We start from the raw sequence: 17,238 nt of genomic DNA, 5'->3' as shown, positions 1-17,238 counted from the left end.
GAACCGGGCCGCATCTTTATGGGCGGCCCGGTTGGTTCCATTGAATACAGTCGCTATGCTTGGCGGCATCTCAATGGAATTTACCTATGACCCTCACCGAACTGCGCTACATAGTGACCCTTGCCCAGGAACAGCACTTCGGCCGCGCGGCCGAGCGCTGCCATGTCAGCCAGCCGACGCTCTCGGTGGGGGTGAAGAAGCTCGAAGACGAGCTCGGCGTGCTGATCTTCGAGCGCAGCAAGAGCGCGGTGCGCCTGACACCCGTCGGCGAGGGCATCGTCACCCAGGCGCAGAAGGTGCTGGAGCAGGCCCAGGGCATCCGCGAGCTGGCCCAGGCCGGCAAGAACCAGCTGACCGCGCCGCTGAAGATCGGCGCCATCTACACGGTCGGCCCCTACCTGTTCCCGCACCTGATTCCGCAGCTGCACCGGGTCGCCCCGCAGATGCCGCTGTACATCGAAGAGAACTTCACCCACATCCTGCGCGACAAGCTGCGCACCGGCGAGCTGGACGCGATCATCATCGCCCTGCCGTTCCAGGAAGCCGACGTGCTGACCAAGCCGTTGTACGACGAGCCGTTCTTCGCCCTGCTGCCGGCCGGCCACCCCTGGGCCGAGCGCGAGACCATCGACAAGGAGCTGCTCAACGACAAGAGCCTGCTGCTGCTCGGCGAGGGCCACTGCTTCCGCGACCAGGTGCTGGAGGCCTGCCCGTCGCTGCGTAAGGGCGGCGAGGACTCGGCCAAGCACACCACGGTGGAATCCAGCTCGCTGGAAACCATCCGCCACATGGTCGCCTCCGGCCTGGGCATCTCGATCCTACCGTTCTCAGCGGTCGACAGCCACCACTACGCCCCCGGCGTGATCGAGGTGCGCCCGCTGAGTGCGCCGGCGCCCTACCGCACCGTGGCAATCGCCTGGCGCGCCAGCTTCCCGCGGCCCAAGGCCATCGAAGTGCTGGCCGACTCGATCCGCCTGTGCTCGGTGGCGCGCCCCCAGGGTGAAGCCATCCCGGCATGACCGAGCTGGCGCAGGTCCCGGTCACCGCGCTGAAGGGCGTCGGTGACGCGCTGGCCGAGAAGCTGGGCAAGGTCGGCCTGGAGAATCTGCAGGACGTGCTGTTCCACCTGCCGCTGCGCTACCAGGACCGCACCCGCATCACGCCCATCGGCGCCCTGCGCCCGGGCCAGGACGCCGTGGTCGAGGGCATAGTGGCCGGCGCCGACGTGGCCATGGGCCGCCGCCGCAGCCTGCTGGTGCGCCTGCAGGACGGCACCGGCACCCTGTCCCTGCGCTTCTTCCACTTCAGCCAGGCGCAGAAGGACGGTCTCAAGCGTGGCACAGCCCTGCGCTGCTACGGCGAGGTGCGCCCCGGCGCCACCGGCCTGGAGATCTACCACCCGGAATACCGCGCGCAGAGCGGCGACGAGCCGGCGCCGGTGGAGCAGACCCTGACGCCGATCTACCCGACCACTGAGGGCCTGACCCAGCAGCGCCTGCGCCAGCTCAGCCAGCAGGCCCTGGCCCGCCTCGGCCCGCACAGCCTGCCCGACTGGCTGCCCGCCGAGCTGGGCCGCGACTATCAGTTGGGCCCGCTGGCCGAAGCCATCCGCTACCTGCATCGACCGCCGCCGGACGCCGACCAGGAAGAGCTGGCCGAGGGTCGCCACTGGGCCCAGCATCGCCTGGCGTTCGAGGAGTTGCTGACCCACCAGCTGTCGCTGCAGCGCCTGCGCGAGCAGGTGCGCGCCCAGGCGGCACCGGTGCTGCCGCCGGCCAAGCGGCTGCCGCAGCGCTTCCTCGCCAACCTCGGCTTCGCCCCCACAGGCGCCCAGCAGCGGGTCGGCGCCGAGATCGCCTACGACCTGAGCCAGCCCGAACCCATGCTGCGTCTGGTGCAGGGCGACGTCGGCGCCGGCAAGACGGTGGTCGCCGCACTGGCCGCCCTGCAGGCGCTGGAGGCCGGCTACCAGGTGGCGCTGATGGCGCCCACCGAGATCCTCGCCGAGCAGCACTTCCTCAATTTCAGCCGCTGGCTAGCGCCGCTGGGCATCGAGGTCGCCTGGCTGGCCGGCAAGCTCAAGGGCAAGGCTCGCGTCACGGCGCTGGAGCAAATCGCCGGCGGTGCGCCGATGGTGGTCGGCACCCACGCGCTGTTCCAGGACGAGGTGCGCTTTGCCAAGCTCGCGCTGGTGATCATCGACGAGCAGCACCGTTTCGGCGTGCAGCAACGCCTGGCCCTGCGGCAGAAAGGCATCGACGGGCGCCTGTGCCCGCACCAGCTGATCATGACCGCCACGCCGATTCCGCGAACCCTGGCGATGAGCGCCTATGCCGATCTGGACACCTCGATCCTCGACGAGCTGCCGCCCGGGCGCACGCCGGTGAATACCCTGGTGATCGCCGACAGCCGCCGCCTCGAGGTGGTCGAGCGCGTGCGCCTGGCCTGCCGCGAAGGCCGCCAGGCCTACTGGGTGTGCACGCTGATCGAGGAGTCCGAGGAACTCACCTGCCAGGCCGCCGAGACCAGTTTCGAGGAGCTCTCCAGCGCGCTGGGCGAGCTGCGCGTCGGCCTGATTCACGGGCGCATGAAGCCGGCCGAGAAGGCTGCGGTAATGGACCAGTTCAAGCGCGGCGAGCTGCAGCTGCTGGTCGCCACCACCGTGATCGAGGTGGGCGTCGACGTGCCCAACGCCAGCCTGATGATCATCGAGAACCCCGAGCGCCTGGGCCTGGCCCAGCTGCACCAGCTGCGCGGGCGGGTCGGCCGCGGCAGCGCCGCCAGCCACTGCGTGCTGCTCTACCATGCGCCGCTGTCGCACCTCGGCCGCGAGCGCCTGGGCATCATGCGCGAGACCTGCGACGGCTTCGTTATCGCGGAGAAGGACCTGGAGCTGCGCGGCCCTGGCGAGATGCTCGGCACCCGCCAGACCGGTCTGCTGCAGTTCAAGGTCGCCGACCTGATGCGCGACGCCGACCTGCTACCGGCCGTGCGCGAGGCAGCGCAAGAGCTACTGGCGCGCTGGCCGCAGCATGTCAGCCCGTTGCTCGAACGCTGGTTGCGCCACGGCCAGCAGTACGGCCAAGTGTGATCTGCCGCACGTAATGCCGTTGGTCGCCCGTCCGGCGGCCGAGCCTATCCCGCGGGGCGCTGGTTATACTCCTCGTCAGTAGTTCCTCAGCCGGATGTCGCCCATGACCGAAGTCGCCCTCGCCCCCGATTCCGCCCCGCGCCCGCCGGCGGTCATCCTGCAACTCCTCGAGAAACTCGGCGTCCCCTGCCACATCCGTCCCGACCACCCCGCACATCCCGCCGCTCGCCGCGTGCAGGCCGCGCTGCTGGAAGACGCGGTCGGTGCCCTGCTGGTGCTGTTCCCGCAGAGCCAGCTGCTCGACCTCAATCGCCTGGCCGAGCTGACCGGGCGCAAGCTCACCGCGGTCAAACCCGAGCGCATGGAGCGCATGCTGGCCAAGCACAACCTCGGCCTGCTGCCCGGCCTGCCGCCGCTGACCAGTTCGCCCTGCCTGTACGACGAGCGCCTGCTGCAGGAGTCCAGCGTGCTGGTGGAGTCCGGCCAGGCCGGCGTGCTGCTGGAGATCGACAGCGAACACTACAAGGCCATCCTCCTGGCCAAGGCCAGCGCCGCCCGCTTCGGCGAGCCGCTGCAGGGCATCCGCCCGAACCTGAACCGCCCGGACGACGACCGCGCCGAAATCACCCAGGCCGTGCAGGCGTTCACCGCACGGCGCATCCAGCAGCGCCTCGAAGAGACCATCGAGATTCCGCCGCTGCCGGAGACCGCACAGAAGATCATCAAGCTGCGCGTCGACCCGGACGCGACCGTGGACGACATCACCGGCGTGGTCGAGACCGACCCGGCCCTGGCCGCCCAAGTGGTCAGCTGGGCGGCCTCGCCCTACTACGCCGCCCCCGGCAAGATCCGCTCGGTGGAAGATGCCATCGTCCGCGTGCTGGGCTTCGACCTGGTGATCAACCTGGCCCTCGGCCTGGCCCTGGGCAAGACCCTCAGCCTGCCCAAGGACCAGCCGCAGCAGGCCACGCCCTACTGGCAGCAGGCGATCTACACCGCCGCCATCATCGAGGGCCTGACCCGCGCCATGCCGCGCGCCCAGCGCCCGGAAGCCGGACTGACCTACCTCGCCGGGCTGCTGCACAACTTCGGCTACCTGGTCCTGGCCCACGTCTTCCCGCCGCACTTCTCGCTGATCTGCCGGCACCTGGAGGTCAACCCGCACCTGTCCGCCGGCTATATCGAGCAGCACCTGCTGGGCATCACCCGCGAGCAGATCGGCGCCTGGCTGATGCGCTTCTGGGACATGCCGGAAGAACTGGCTACCGCCCTGCGCTTCCAGCACGACCCCGCTTACGATGGCGCCCACGCCGCCTACCCGAACCTGGTGTGCCTGGCCGTCAACCTGCTGCGCAGCCGCGGCATCGGCAGTGGCCCGCAGCATGAGCTGCCGGACGAGCTGTTCGAGCGCCTGGGCCTGACCCGCGAGAAGGCCGACGATGCGCTGAACAAGGTGCTGCAGGCGGAAGTGGCGCTGCGCGAACTGGCCTCGCAGTTCAACCATCCGCACTGAGTGCGTCTGGAATGAAAAAAGGGGCCTGCGGGCCCCTTTTTCATCAGGTCGATTCTCTGGTTACTTCAGCTTCGCGCGCCGGGCGGCGAATACTTCCGGCAGGGCCTTGGCGCTGGCCTCCAGCACCGCGCGCAGTGGCGCCTGCTCGTACAGCGCGGCGTATTCCCCGAGCTTGTCGCTGGGGGTCTGGCGGTAGGCATAGAGCATGAAGGCTTCCACGCCGCTGGCGCTGGACGCACGCAGCGGCGCCAACTGGGCGGCGGTCTGCTCGGCCAGAGCCTTCTCGTCCAGATCACCACCGCGGGCGCGCAGGCTCAGCAGCGCCTGGGTCTTGCCCACCTCGTAGCGCAGCAGGGTAGCCAGCTCGGTGGTGTGGGCGGCCTTGTCCAGGCGGCGCACCAGGTCCAGGCGCTTGCCCAGCGGCGGGCGCTCCTGCAGCTGCTGGCGGTAGGTGGCTAGGCCGCCATCCTCGCCCACCGCCCGTTCGGCGGCGGTGAAGTGCTGGGCCAGCGGGCTGTCGAGCAGCTTGAGCGCGGCCTCCAACTGCTCGCGCTTGACCTTGAGCGCCACGCGCTTGGCCAGGTCGTCGCACAACGGGGCGGCGGCGAATGCCTTGCCCAGGGACTTCTGCTGCTCGGCGCTCATGCCGCGCTGCAGCAGCGGCGCGGTCTGCTCGCACAGCAGCTGTACGCCGGCCAGCTCCAGCACGCGCTTGAGGGTGGCGTCGGTCGCCGCATGGGCCGGCGCGACCAGGGACAGGAGCAGGGCGAGGATGAACAGCGGACGCATAACGGGACTTCCGTGGAAAACGCCCAGCCTAGCCAAGTGGCGCGGCCCGGGCCAGCAAGGGAAAGCGGCTCAGGCCGCTTTCTTGACCTCGGTCTTCTTTTTCTTCTTCGGCACCACGTGCTTGAGCAGGCCCTGGAACCAGATCACCAGCGCCGGGTTGCCCTGGATCTGGATGTCCTTGTTCTGGATGCCCTGCATGAAGGCCAGCTGCTTGTTCTTGGCGTTCATGGTGGCGAAGCCGTAGACCGCGTCCTTGAAGCCGATGGCGAAGGCCGGCTCGCGGGCCGTGCCGGCATGGCTGGTGACGCGCTTGTCCTTGATGCGGTAATGACGGGCGACCTTGCCGTCGAGGGTGTGCAGCTGGAATACCAGCTCCTTGCCTTCCAACTGCTGCTGGAACTCGGGATTGGTGCGGCTGGCCTTGACCATCAGGCGGCCCAGCATCCAGAGGAGAAAGCGGAATTTCATGGCGCGCAGCCTCGAGGGTGATGAAATCGGCGGCGCATTGTAGCGGATGGCGCAGAACACTACATCCCGTCTGGCGGGCGTTTCGGCGCTGGAGAGGGGGGGTGGCCCGGAGCCCTGGAGCTCCGGGCCGGGACTTGCTCAGTTGACGGCGTCGCGCAGGGACTTGCCCGGCTTGAAGGCCACGGTGTTGCTGGCTTTGATCTTGACCGGGGCGCCGGTCTGCGGGTTCTTGCCGGTACGGGCACCGCGGTGGCGCTGGAGGAAGGTGCCGAAACCGACCAGGGTGACGCTGTCCTTGCGGTTCAGCGCGCCGGTGATTTCTTCGAGCACGGCGTTGAGTACGCGGTTGGCCTGGTCTTTGGTCAGATCAGCCTTCTCGGCGATGGCCGCGGCGAGTTCAGGTTTGCGCATAGATGCCTCTTTGACTGTTTGTTGTTGTTGTGTGTCCGAGCTGTCTTTCCAGAACAGCGCCAAAGGCGCCGCAACGGCTCTGCGCTGCGGCAGACTGGGGGAGAATGGCACGCCATCCGGGACTGCGCCAGTGCTGCCGGGCAGTTTGCCCGACGGCGAATATGGTGAAGCAGACAGAACATCCGCCATTTCCGCCAGAAGCTGATCGATGCTCCGAATTCCTGGGGCAGAAACGCCGACGGCGGCCCGCAGGCCGCCGTCGAGGGTGTTGCACGAGCGGGATCAGCCGATCTCGATCATCTCGAAATCGGCCTTGCCGACGCCGCAGTCCGGGCACAGCCAGTCGGCCGGCACGTCTTCCCAGCGGGTACCGGCGGCGATGCCGTCGTCGGGCCAACCCTGGCTCTCGTCATAGATCAGGCCACAGACCACACATTGCCACTTCTTCATGCTCTACCTCATCGAGGGTCGTCTCTGGCGGACGTTGCCCTGGTTAAAAAATCGCCGGGAGCGATTTTTAACGTCGCCGGGCGACGGCCCTATCAGGGTGGCCGCCAGGGATGGCGGGCCATCAAAAATCAGCAGGCTTTGTACTGATATGGACGCCGTAGCGCAAGTGTCCGGGGCGGCCCTTCGTCGTGCTAAGCTCGCCGCCGTCCCCGGTAGCCGAAGCCGTTGTCGTGCCCTCCTCCGCCCTCGCCCACCCGCCCCGCTGGCTCAACGCCGGCCAGTTGCATCCTGCCCCCGCACCGCTGCTGCGCGACTGGCTGTTCGGCCAGGGCTCGCTGACCCGTCGCCTCACCGCCCTGAGTGCCGAGCGCTTCGCCGTGCAGCCCTTGCAGCAGGGCTGGCAGGTATTGCGCGCCGACGAGTGCAGCGCCCTGCAGGTGCCGGCCGGCAGCATGGGCTGGGTGCGCGAGGTGTTCCTGCTCGGCGCCGGCCAGCCCTGGGTATTCGCCCGCAGCGTGGCGCCACGCACCGCCCTGGAGGGCTCCGGCTTAGAGCTGGGCAAGCTGGGCAGCCGTTCGCTGGGCGAGCTGCTGTTCAGCGACCGCGCCTTCGTGCGTGGCGAGCTGCAGGTCTGTCGCTACCCAGCGGCCTGGCTGCCCACCGAGGCACGCGCCGAGCATCTCTGGGGACGCCGCTCCTGCTTCCGCCGCGACGGCCTTGGCGTGCTGGTGGCCGAGGTGTTCCTGCCGGCATTCTGGGACCACGCCGCGCAGAACTAGACGCCGCCCTCGCTCCCGGCCCGGTCGCTGCTCGTATAATCGGCGCACCTGGCCCGGAGACCCGCCGATGTACCAATCCTTCCTGCTCGCCCTGAACCGCCTGCACCCGCGCACCTGGGACTTCGTCCAGCTGATGCGCCTGGAGAAGCCGATCGGCATCTACCTGCTGCTGTGGCCGACCCTGTGGGCCCTGTGGGTGGCGAGCAAGGGCGTGCCGGACTTCGGCCTGCTGCTGATCTTCGTGTTCGGCACCCTGTTCATGCGCGCCGCCGGCTGCGTGATCAACGACTACGCCGACCGCCACTTCGACGGCCATGTGGCGCGCACCCGGGCGCGGCCAATGGCCGATGGCCGGGTCAGCCCGCGCGAGGCGCTGATCCTGTTCGCCGTGCTGCTGGGCCTGAGCTTCATCCTGGTGCTGTTCACCAACCTGACCACCATCCTGCTGTCGTTCGGCGGCCTGGCCCTCGCGGCTTGCTACCCCTTCATGAAGCGCTACACCTACTACCCGCAGGTGGTGCTGGGCGCAGCCTTCTCCTGGGGCATGCCGATGGCCTTCAGCGCGGTCACGGGCGAGCTGCCGCCGGCCGAGGCCTGGCTGCTGTACATCGCCAACCTGCTGTGGACGGTGGCCTACGACACCTACTACGCGATGACCGACCGCGAGGACGACCTGAAGATCGGGGTGAAATCCACCGCCATCCTATTCGGCGATGCCGACCGCATCATCATCCTCACCCTGCAGGGCCTGGCCCTGCTGTGCCTGGCCTTGGCCGGCGCGCGCTTCAGCCTGGGCATCTGGTTCCTGTTCGGCCTGTTCGGTGCCGCGGCCTGCTTCGCCTGGGAATTCTGGAGCACCCGCGACCGCGATCCGCAGAAATGCTTCGCCGCCTTCCTGCACAATCACTGGGCCGGCCTGGCGATTCTGCTGGGCATCGTCATCGACTACGCGCTGCGCTAGATCGGGGCCTGCCGCATGGCTGTCACATCGCTGCAATAATTCCGTTATCTAATGCGGCGCAAGACAGACGACCCGAGGCTCGACCCATGGTTGGCAAGAACATCCTGATCGTTGACGACGAAGCTCCCATCCGCGAGATGATCGCGGTGGCCCTGGAGATGGCCGGCTACGACTGCCTGGAAGCGGAAAACACCCAGCAGGCCCACGCCCTGATCGTCGACCGCAAACCGGACCTGATCCTGCTCGACTGGATGCTCCCCGGCACCAGCGGCATCGAGCTGGCCCGCCGCCTCAAGCGCGACGAGCTGACCGACGACATCCCGATCATCATGCTCACCGCCAAGGGCGAAGAGGACAACAAGATCCAGGGCCTGGAAGTCGGCGCCGACGACTACATCACCAAGCCCTTCTCGCCGCGCGAACTGGTGGCCCGGCTCAAGGCCGTGCTGCGCCGCACCGCGCCGAGCGACGGCGAGGCGCCGATCGAAGTCGGCGGCCTGCTGCTCGACCCGATCAGCCACCGCGTCACCATCGACGGCAAGCCGGCCGAGATGGGCCCCACCGAATACCGCCTGCTGCAATTCTTTATGACCCACCAAGAAAGGGCGTATACCCGCGGCCAGCTGCTCGACCAGGTGTGGGGCGGCAACGTGTATGTGGAGGAGCGTACCGTCGACGTGCATATCCGCCGCCTGCGCAAGGCGCTCGGCGAGGTCTACGAGAATCTGGTGCAAACGGTGCGCGGCACCGGGTATCGTTTTTCCACCAAGAGCTGACTCACGCTCCTCGCGTCCAGAGAAAGGAAGCACTAGGTGAACCAAGACTGGCGCGGCGCCCTGGCGCGCCGCCTGCTGTTGTTGTTGGTCGGTTGCGGCCTGGTCGGCCTGATCACCGGCGAGTACGCCTGGGCCCTGGCCATCGGCCTCGGCGGCTACCTGCTGTGGCACCTCAAGCAGCTGCTGCGCCTGCACAAGTGGCTGCGCGAGCGCCAGCCGGACGAGGCGCCGCCCGAAGGCTACGGCCTGTGGGGCGAGATCTTCGACAACATCTACCACCTGCAGCGCCGCGACCAGCGCGTGCGCGGCCGTCTGCAGGCGGTGATCGACCGCGTCCAGGAGTCCACCGCCGCCCTGCGCGATGCGGTGATCATGCTGGACGCCGAAGGCAACCTGGAGTGGTGGAACCGCGCCGCCGAACAGCTGCTGGGCCTGAAGACCCCTCAGGACAGCGGCCAGTCGATCGCCAACCTGGTACGCCACCCGCGCTTCAAGGAGTACTTCGAGGCCGGCAATTACCAGGAGGCCCTGGAGCTGCCCTCGCCGATCAACGACCGCATGCGCCTGCAGCTGCAGATCACCCAGTACGGCAACCACGAGCACCTGATGCTGGTGCGTGACGTCACCCGCCTCCATCAGCTGGAGCAGATGCGCAAGGACTTCATCGCCAACGTCTCCCACGAGCTGCGCACGCCGCTGACGGTGATCACCGGCTACCTGGAGACCCTGCTGGACAACGTCGAGGACGTGAATCCGCGCTGGCTGCGCGCCCTGCAGCAGATGCAGCAGCAGGGCTCGCGCATGCAGAACCTGCTCAACGACCTGCTGTTGCTGGCCAAGCTGGAAGCCACCGACTACCCCTCGGACAACCAGCCGGTGGCGGTCGACCTGCTGCTGCTCTCGATCAAGAACGACGCCCAGGCCCTGTCCGGCGCCCGCAACCACCGCATCAGCCTGGAGGCGGACAGCCAGATTCGCCTCAAGGGCAGCGAGGCCGAGCTGCGCAGCGCCTTCTCCAACCTGGTGTTCAATGCGGTGAAGTACAGCCCCGAGGAGAGCGATATCCGCATCCGCTGGTGGGGCGACGAACAGGGCGGTCACTTCAGCGTGGCCGACAGCGGCATCGGCATCGAGGCCAAGCACCTTCCGCGCCTGACCGAACGCTTCTACCGGGTCGACTCCAGCCGCGCCTCCAACACCGGCGGCACCGGCCTCGGCCTGGCCATCGTCAAGCATGTGCTGCTGCGCCATCGGGCACGCCTGGACATCACCAGCCTGGTCGGCAAGGGCAGCACCTTCACCTGCCACTTCCCGCCCCAGCAGGTCAGCCGGCGCGGCTAGAAATGGCCGGCGGCTTGCAATCACCGGCCTCAGCCGCCAACCTGTAGCGATCTTCCGCCAACCCTAGTATCCATGGACCCTTCCTCTAGTCTCTCCACTTCCGCCCTGGTCGCCGACCTCGGCCTCGTGCTGTTCGCCCTGTTCCTCGTTCTGCTCAACGGTTTCTTCGTCGCCGCCGAGTTCGCCATGGTCAAGCTGCGCGCGACCAAGGTCGAAGCCATCGCCGAGCAGCACGGCTGGCGCGGGCACATCCTGCGCACCGTGCACAACCAGCTGGATGCCTACCTCTCCGCCTGCCAGCTGGGCATCACCCTGGCCTCCCTCGGCCTGGGCTGGGTCGGCGAGCCGGCCTTCGCCGAACTGCTCACCCCGCTGCTCGGCGCCATCGGCATCGAGTCGGAGAAGCTGGTCCACGGCATCGCCTTCTTCTTCGCCTTCTTTATCATTTCCTACCTGCACATCGTGGTCGGCGAGCTGGCGCCCAAGTCCTGGGCGATCCGCAAGCCCGAGCTGCTGTCGCTGTGGACCGCCGCGCCGCTGTACGCCTTCTACTGGCTGATGTACCCGGCCATCTACCTGCTCAACGCCAGCGCCAACGCCATCCTGCGCATCGCCGGGCAAGGCGAGCCGGGGCCGCACCACGAGCACCACTACAGCCGCGACGAGCTGAAGCTGATCCTTCACTCCAGCCGCGCCCGCGACCCCAGCGACCAGGACATGCGCGTGCTGGCCTCGGCCGTGGAGATGGGCGAGCTGGAGGTGGTGGACTGGGCCAACTCCCGCGAGGACCTGGTGTACATCGACGCCGATGCCAAGCTGGACGAGCTGTTCAACGTGTTCCGCCGGCACAAGTTCAGCCGCTACCCGGTGTACGAAGAAGCCACCGGCGGCTTCGTCGGCGTGCTGCACATCAAGGACCTGCTGCTGCAGCTGAGCCTGCTGGAGATGCTGCCGTCCAAGTTCAACGTGGCCGAGCTGATGCGCCCCATCGAGCGGGTCAGCAAGCACATGCCGCTGTCCTCGCTGCTGGAGCAATTCCGCCAGGGCGGCGCGCACTTCGCCCTGGTCGAGGAGGCCGACGGCAAGGTGGTCGGCTTCCTGACCATGGAAGACGTGCTGGAAGTGCTGGTCGGCGATATCCAGGACGAACACCACAAGGCCGAGCGCGGCATCCTCGCCTACCAGCCGGGCAAGCTGCTGGTGCGTGGCGATACCCCCCTGTTCAAGATCGAGCGCCTGCTCGGTCTGGACCTCGACCATATCGAGGCCGAGACCCTGGCCGGCCTGGTCTACGAGAGCCTGAACCGGGTGCCGGAGGAGGACGAGGTGCTGGAGACCGAGGGCCTGCACATCATCGTGAAAAAGATGAAGGGCCCGAAGATCGTCCTGGCCAAGGTGCTCAAGCTGGACTGACGCACCCCGCCGCTCCGCGCAACGCCGCAGCCTGTCTGCGGCGTTTTGCTGTGCGGCCCTAGGCGGCCCTGGTGCGGCTGACGCCGGCCAGGCTCATGCCGTGATCCAGGTGCTGGTCCACCAGCCACTTGCCGTGGGCCAGCGAGGCACGCTGGGCGCTCTCCAGGTCGGCGAGAAAGGCGAACCGCAGCGGCAGCGAGATGCGCTTGCTGACATGGCCGTCGGGAAGGGTGATCTGGCAGCCCGCCGCCCAGGGCGTGGGAATGCCCGGGTGCTCGATGATGGCGGCGCTGATGGCGTGGTCGCGGTAAGTGCAGTGCAGATTGTTCATGATCTTCACCTTGCGGATTCGGCGTGTCTGGCCACCTTAGCGCCAGAATCACCGCGCAGCGCCACGGACCGACCAAGGGTCAGCCGGCCACGCACACCCGATTGCGCCCGGCCGCCTTGGCCGCGTACAGCGCCTGGTCGGCGGCATCGATCAGCGCCTGCATGTGCAACGCGGCCTGGCCATCGTGATGCACCAGGCCGACGCTCACGCTCAGCGGCACGCTGGCCCCACGGTGCTGCAGATCGAGCGCCGCCACCTGGGCGCGGATGCGCTCGGCCAGGGCCTGGGCACCCGCCGCATCGACATCCGCCAGAACCAGCAGGAACTCCTCGCCGCCATAACGCGCGGCCAGATCGCCGGCACGCCGGGCGCTGTCGCGCAGCACCTTGGCCACGGCGGCGATGCAGCGGTCGCCGAAGGGATGGCCATAGCCATCGTTGATGCGCTTGAAGTGGTCGATATCGATCAGCAGCACGGCCAGCCGGGTATTGGTCTGATCGGCCAGCTGCTGGTCACAATGGCGACGGTTGGCCAACTGGGTCAGGGCATCGGTGTTGCTCAGGCGGGTCAGCTCGGAGTTGGCTTCGGCCAACTCGCGGGTCGACTGCTGCAGCTCGGCGGTGCGCGCCAGCACCCGCCGCTCCAGTTCCTCGTTGAGCCGCGCCTGCTCGACCAGCAGCTGTTCCTGACTGGCCAGGCGCGCCTCGCGCTCGCCGATCAGCGCGGTCTGTGCGGCGATGCGCGCGGAACGCTCGCTGTTGATGCGGTCGGCCAGGGCCACCGAGAGCAGGATGAATTCGACGAAGAAGCCCAGGGTCTGCATGCGCAGGGTCAGCTGGTTGACCGGCAAGACGCCCTGCAGGGCCGCCACATGCACCGCGGTGCCGATGATGAGGAAGATCCACGCCAGGCTGAACAGCGGCGCCGAACGATTGCCGCGCCGCCACAGGTCCACCGCCGTCGCCAGCGCCACCAGGCAACTGAGCAGCGCCACCGGCCCGGCGCCGATGGTGATCAGCCACTGCGGCCGCACCAGCAGCAGCGCGATCGCCAGCGCCCAGTAGCCGAGCAACAGATTGTTGGCCCACAGCACCCAGCCGCCATAGCGCGGAATGCGCAGGAACACGCGAACGAAATAGCTCGCGGCGAAGAAGCTCCACAGTGCGGAGAACGCGTAGATCAGGCCCGCCGGCCGGCCCAGCTCGGGCCACAGGAAGAGTACGCCGAAGCCGCTCAGGCTCAGCTCATAGACCACCACGCCGAGCAGATAGAGGCTGTACCACAGGTAACTGAGGTGGCGAGTGAACAGGTACAGGCTGAAGTTGTACAGCAGCACCGCCAGCATGGCGCCGAAGAACAGCCCCAGCAGCATGCGCTGGTCCAGCTCCTGCTGCTGATGGGCCGTCTCGGTGAGCACCTGCATGGGCGCCACGATGTTCTCGCGGCTGTGCAGGCGCAGGTAGACCCAGCGCTGCTCGCCGGGCTGCAGCGCCAGGGGGAACAGCGGTTGCCGACCGGGTACCGGCCAGGCGCTCAGCGGCAGATGATCACCGGCCTCCAGCAGCGGCCCCCAGCTGCCGCTGGCGGGATCGAACAGGCGCAGCTCGAGGCGATCGAGAATCGGCCACTCCACCAGCAGGCGCCAGTCGGCACGAGCGGAGCGGTTGTGCAGGGCCAAGCGCACCCACACCGGCCCTTCCTGGTAACCCAGGCTCAGCGAGGCGCCTTTCAGCTTGCGCCAGCCGCTGGCCTCGGCGACCTCGGCGAAATCCAGCTCCTCGGCAGGCAGCAGGTATTCCAGCCAGGGCGCGGGGCGCACCGCTTGTCGGTCATCGGTGAGTTCGAGCGGAGCGGCTACGCAATGCAGGGTAGCCAGCAGACAGAACAGCAGGCTGAACAGACGCACGGGCAGATTGATTTCCTCGATTCGGCGCCACTCTCGGGGACCGCAGGCACCAGTCCCTCAAGCATCGCCGCGATTCGCGGATCGCGCCAGTCCGACTATTCGCCACCCACCGCGAAGTTGGGCAGGCTGTCCACCGGTTGGGCGAAGTTGAACGGAATAGACTCCAGCGCCAGGCCGATGTTGCGCTGCACCACGAAGTGCAGGTGCGGGCCGGTGCTGTTGCCGGTGTTGCCGGAACGGGCGATCTGCATGCCGGCCTCGACCCGCTCGCCCTCGCGCACTGCCACCGAGCCACGCATCAGGTGCAGGTAGACGCCCATGGTGCCGTCGTCATGCAGGATGCGCACGTAGTTGCCGGACGGGTTGTTGCCCCGGCCGCTCTGGCGGTTCTCGGTCTTCACCACCATGCCGCTGCGCGAGGCGACGATCGCCGTGCCCTCGGGCATGGCGATGTCCATGGCGTAGCGGCCCTTGGGCGTGAAGTGGCTGTACTTGCCGTTGGCGCCCTGGGTCAGCTTGAACGGCCCGCCGCGCCAGGGCAGCGGGTAGCGGAACAGCAGCGGCTGAAGGCGCGGGTCGCCCATGGCATAGCGCAGCCGCGGCTTGTAGCTCATCGGCTTGGTGGCATCCAGCGGCGCCAGGGTGGTCAGGCGGATATGGCTGCGCGGCGGCAGCACCCAGCGGATCGGCGCGTCCGGCGCGCCGGCGACGTTGACCAGGCGATCCAGGCGCAGCTCGACCTCCACCGGGGCGTAGAGGTCGTTGCGCAACACCAGGGTCTCGCCGGCATCGTGCTTCTTGGTTTCCAGCTTCACCAGGTTGTCGAGCTTCTCCACCATGCGGTCGCGGAACACGAACACCTGGGCACCGGGCACGGCCTTGTCGCTATAGGTAACCGTGCCGTGCTGGTCGACATACTTGTAGATGGTCAGCGCGCTGGCCTGGCCGGCGGCCAGCAGCAGTGCGCAGAAAATGATTGAACGCCCTAGCATAACTTCACGGATTTAATGGTTATTTGGTATCCGGGATGAAAAGACTAGCAGCGCCCCAGCCGGCTCGCGAGTGCTGGCGCTGCGGGCTGTGCGGCAATCCGCAGGGCCAGGCGGCGATTCGCGGCGATATCCGACGAAAGGCACGCTGCGCAACAGCCATTCCGAGCGGCAATTCGCCTCCTGAAACGACCACGGCGCCCGTAGGCGCCGTGCTCGTGAATGGCTAGCGGCGTCAGGCGCCGGGAACGAAGTGCTTCTGCGCCGTGCCGCGAGCGATCAGGCGCGACAGGTAGTCGAGCTTCTGCGGATCTTTATCGACGAACTTGAAGCTCAGCTGCAGCCATTCGCTGTCCGGCTTCGGCTCCAGGGCCGCCACCGAATGCAGGTAGCCGTTGAGGCGCGCGGTCTCCGCCGCCTCGCCCTGCTCCAGGTCGAGTACCGCACTCTCCAGCACCTGCGGCAGCAACTCGGTGCGCTTCACCACCAGCAGCGCCTCCTTGAGGCTCAACGCCTTGATCACGCAGGCCATGCTGCCACCGGGCAGGCGCAGCTGGCCCTGGCCGCGACCGGTCGGCGCGGCGGAAGCCTTGGCGGCCGGCGCGGCGGGTTTGGCGAAGGCGGCTGCCGGATCGGCAGCAGCGGCAGCGGGCTTGGCCGCTGGCTTGACCACATCGGCCTTGCCGCCGGTCAGGGCGCTCAGGGAGTCGTTGGCGAAGCCGCCGGTGCTGAGCATCTTCGGCGGCGCGCTGGCAGCCAGGGCCTGCAGCTTGCCGGCGCGGTGCAGGGCCTTCTTGACCTTGGTGATCAGCTGGTCGTTGGAGAATGGCTTTCCAATGTAGTCGGAGACCCCGGCCTGGATGGCCTGGACCACGTTCTCCTTGTCGCCACGGCTGGTGACCATGATGAACGGCACGATCTTCAAGGCTTCCTGCTCGCGGCACCAGGTGAGCAGCTCGAGGCCGGACAGCTCGGGCATTTCCCAGTCGCAGAGGATCAGGTCGACCGGCTGGCGGGCGAGCATCTGCTGGGCCTTGCGGCCATTGACCGCCTCTTCGATCTGGATGCCGGGGAAGTGGTCGCGCAGGCCCTTCTTCACCAGATCACGGATAAAGGTGGCGTCGTCCACCACCAGCACACTGACTTTGCTCATCGACCACTCCCGACAACGATGTCGACAAGCATAGCTGCGGATACTGGCCCGAGGCCAACATGGCGCACTCGGTGAATCCCCGAGCGCGCCGAGGATTGTCCGCTGGTGCCGCGCGGGCGGGTTACTCCTTCTTGCCCTGCACTTCTTCCTGCATGCGTGCCAGACCCATGTGGCGCACGTCGGTGCCGCGCACCAGGTAGATCACCAGTTCGGCGATGTTGCGCGCGTGGTCGCCGATGCGCTCCAGCGAACGCAGGACCCAGATGATGTTGAGTACGCGGCTGATCGCGCGCGGGTCTTCCATCATGTAGGTGACCAGTTCGCGCAGGGCAGTCTTGTACTCGCGGTCGACGGTCTTGTCGTACTGGGCCACGGACAGGGCCAGGTCGGCATCGAAGCGGGCGAAGGCGTCCAGCGCCTCCTGCACCATGCGCCGTACTTGGTCGCCGATGTGGCGCACCTCGACGTAGCCGCGCGGCGACTCGCCCTCCTCGCACAGCTGGATGGCGCGCTTGGCGATCTTCGACGACTCGTCGCCGATGCGCTCGAGGTCGATCACCGACTTGGAGATGCTGATGATCAGGCGCAGGTCGGAGGCGGCCGGCTGGCGGCGGGCGAGGATGCGCAGGCATTCCTCGTCGATGTTGCGCTCCATCTGGTTGATCTGGTCGTCGATCTCGCGCACCTGCTGGGCCAGGCCGGAGTCGGCCTCGATCAGCGCGGTGACCGCGTCGTTGACCTGCTTCTCGACCAGGCCGCCCATCGCCAGGAGGTGGCTGCGCACCTCCTCCAGCTCGGCGTTGAACTGCTGGGAGATGTGATGGGTGAGGCTGTCTTTGTTGATCATCGCGGAATCCTATGCAAACC

The 17,238-nt window shown here is 67.6% G+C and carries 17 protein-coding genes; 8 read left to right on the top strand and 9 right to left on the bottom strand.

Annotated elements, in window-relative coordinates:
* Positions 1 to 86: 86 nt before the first annotated feature.
* From OH686_RS13205 to OH686_RS13195, 3 genes are all read left to right on the top strand, one after another.
* A complete protein-coding gene (locus OH686_RS13205; RefSeq protein ID WP_137974575.1) occupies positions 87 to 1,019 on the top strand; it encodes a hydrogen peroxide-inducible genes activator in 933 nt (310 codons plus the stop codon).
* Entirely contained in the window at positions 1,016 to 3,091 is a 2,076-nt protein-coding gene (recG, locus tag OH686_RS13200; RefSeq protein WP_289533127.1) for an ATP-dependent DNA helicase RecG, read from the top strand. Before OH686_RS13205 ends, recG begins: the two co-directional genes overlap by 4 nt.
* Before the next feature lie 103 nt (positions 3,092 to 3,194).
* Positions 3,195 to 4,604, top strand: coding sequence for an aminoacyl-tRNA deacylase and HDOD domain-containing protein (locus tag OH686_RS13195; RefSeq protein ID WP_289533125.1), 1,410 nt, complete (start codon positions 3,195 to 3,197; stop codon positions 4,602 to 4,604).
* Positions 4,605 to 4,664: 60 nt separating this feature from the next.
* Here OH686_RS13195 and OH686_RS13190 read toward each other — a convergent pair whose 3' ends face one another.
* The 4 genes from OH686_RS13190 to OH686_RS13175 all read right to left on the bottom strand — a co-directional run bounded on the left by OH686_RS13190 (position 4,665) and on the right by OH686_RS13175 (position 6,722).
* Positions 4,665 to 5,393, bottom strand: coding sequence for a hypothetical protein (locus OH686_RS13190; RefSeq protein ID WP_289533124.1), 729 nt, complete (start codon positions 5,391 to 5,393; stop codon positions 4,665 to 4,667).
* A gap of 69 nt (positions 5,394 to 5,462) precedes the next feature.
* Entirely contained in the window at positions 5,463 to 5,861 is a 399-nt protein-coding gene (locus tag OH686_RS13185) for a helicase (RefSeq protein ID WP_192399790.1), read from the bottom strand.
* Between the two features lie 138 nt (positions 5,862 to 5,999).
* The gene (locus OH686_RS13180; protein WP_137974570.1) at positions 6,000 to 6,272 is read right to left on the bottom strand and encodes an HU family DNA-binding protein; all 273 of its coding nucleotides are present in this window, start codon (positions 6,270 to 6,272) and stop codon (positions 6,000 to 6,002) included.
* A 282-nt stretch (positions 6,273 to 6,554) separates the two neighbouring features.
* Positions 6,555 to 6,722 (bottom strand): rubredoxin, encoded by a 168-nt coding sequence (locus OH686_RS13175; RefSeq protein ID WP_068827612.1) that lies wholly within the window; start codon positions 6,720 to 6,722, stop codon positions 6,555 to 6,557.
* Positions 6,723 to 6,952: 230 nt separating this feature from the next.
* Between OH686_RS13175 and OH686_RS13170 the strand changes: the two genes are divergently transcribed.
* The 5 genes from OH686_RS13170 to OH686_RS13150 all read left to right on the top strand — a co-directional run bounded on the left by OH686_RS13170 (position 6,953) and on the right by OH686_RS13150 (position 11,992).
* Positions 6,953 to 7,501: a chorismate--pyruvate lyase family protein gene (locus tag OH686_RS13170; protein ID WP_289533121.1), complete on the top strand. Its 549-nt coding sequence runs from the start codon at positions 6,953 to 6,955 to the stop codon at positions 7,499 to 7,501.
* Between the two features lie 67 nt (positions 7,502 to 7,568).
* Entirely contained in the window at positions 7,569 to 8,462 is an 894-nt protein-coding gene (ubiA, locus tag OH686_RS13165; RefSeq protein WP_289533120.1) for a 4-hydroxybenzoate octaprenyltransferase, read from the top strand.
* A gap of 86 nt (positions 8,463 to 8,548) precedes the next feature.
* Positions 8,549 to 9,238, top strand: coding sequence for a phosphate regulon transcriptional regulator PhoB (phoB, locus tag OH686_RS13160; protein ID WP_137974567.1), 690 nt, complete (start codon positions 8,549 to 8,551; stop codon positions 9,236 to 9,238).
* 36 nt (positions 9,239 to 9,274) lie between these two features.
* Positions 9,275 to 10,579, top strand: coding sequence for a phosphate regulon sensor histidine kinase PhoR (gene phoR / locus OH686_RS13155; protein ID WP_289533116.1), 1,305 nt, complete (start codon positions 9,275 to 9,277; stop codon positions 10,577 to 10,579).
* Between the two features lie 72 nt (positions 10,580 to 10,651).
* Positions 10,652 to 11,992 (top strand): hemolysin family protein, encoded by a 1,341-nt coding sequence (locus OH686_RS13150; protein WP_137974565.1) that lies wholly within the window; start codon positions 10,652 to 10,654, stop codon positions 11,990 to 11,992.
* A gap of 58 nt (positions 11,993 to 12,050) precedes the next feature.
* Here the strand turns inward: OH686_RS13150 and OH686_RS13145 are convergent, their stop codons facing one another.
* The 5 genes from OH686_RS13145 to phoU form a co-directional block, all read right to left on the bottom strand.
* Positions 12,051 to 12,323: a hypothetical protein gene (locus OH686_RS13145; RefSeq protein ID WP_289533113.1), complete on the bottom strand. Its 273-nt coding sequence runs from the start codon at positions 12,321 to 12,323 to the stop codon at positions 12,051 to 12,053.
* A 79-nt stretch (positions 12,324 to 12,402) separates the two neighbouring features.
* Positions 12,403 to 14,229 carry a sensor domain-containing diguanylate cyclase gene (locus OH686_RS13140; RefSeq protein ID WP_289533111.1) on the bottom strand — a complete coding sequence of 609 codons (1,827 nt, stop codon included), beginning with the start codon at positions 14,227 to 14,229 and terminating at the stop codon, positions 12,403 to 12,405.
* A 95-nt stretch (positions 14,230 to 14,324) separates the two neighbouring features.
* Complete coding sequence (locus tag OH686_RS13135) at positions 14,325 to 15,221, bottom strand: peptidoglycan DD-metalloendopeptidase family protein (protein ID WP_289533109.1); 897 nt, start codon at positions 15,219 to 15,221, stop codon at positions 14,325 to 14,327.
* Between the two features lie 232 nt (positions 15,222 to 15,453).
* Positions 15,454 to 16,371, bottom strand: a complete 918-nt coding sequence (locus OH686_RS13130; RefSeq protein ID WP_289533107.1) for a response regulator — start codon at positions 16,369 to 16,371, stop codon at positions 15,454 to 15,456.
* 121 nt (positions 16,372 to 16,492) lie between these two features.
* A complete protein-coding gene (gene phoU, locus OH686_RS13125) occupies positions 16,493 to 17,218 on the bottom strand; it encodes a phosphate signaling complex protein PhoU (RefSeq protein ID WP_137974560.1) in 726 nt (241 codons plus the stop codon).
* Positions 17,219 to 17,238 lie beyond the last annotated feature (20 nt).

Origin of the sequence: Pseudomonas sp. SO81, from assembly GCF_030374125.1 — a bacterium.
In the GTDB taxonomy this organism is placed as follows: Bacteria; Pseudomonadota; Gammaproteobacteria; order Pseudomonadales; family Pseudomonadaceae; genus Aquipseudomonas.
Note: the sequence above shows the minus strand (reverse complement) of the source record. Positions and strands in the feature narration are given on the sequence as shown.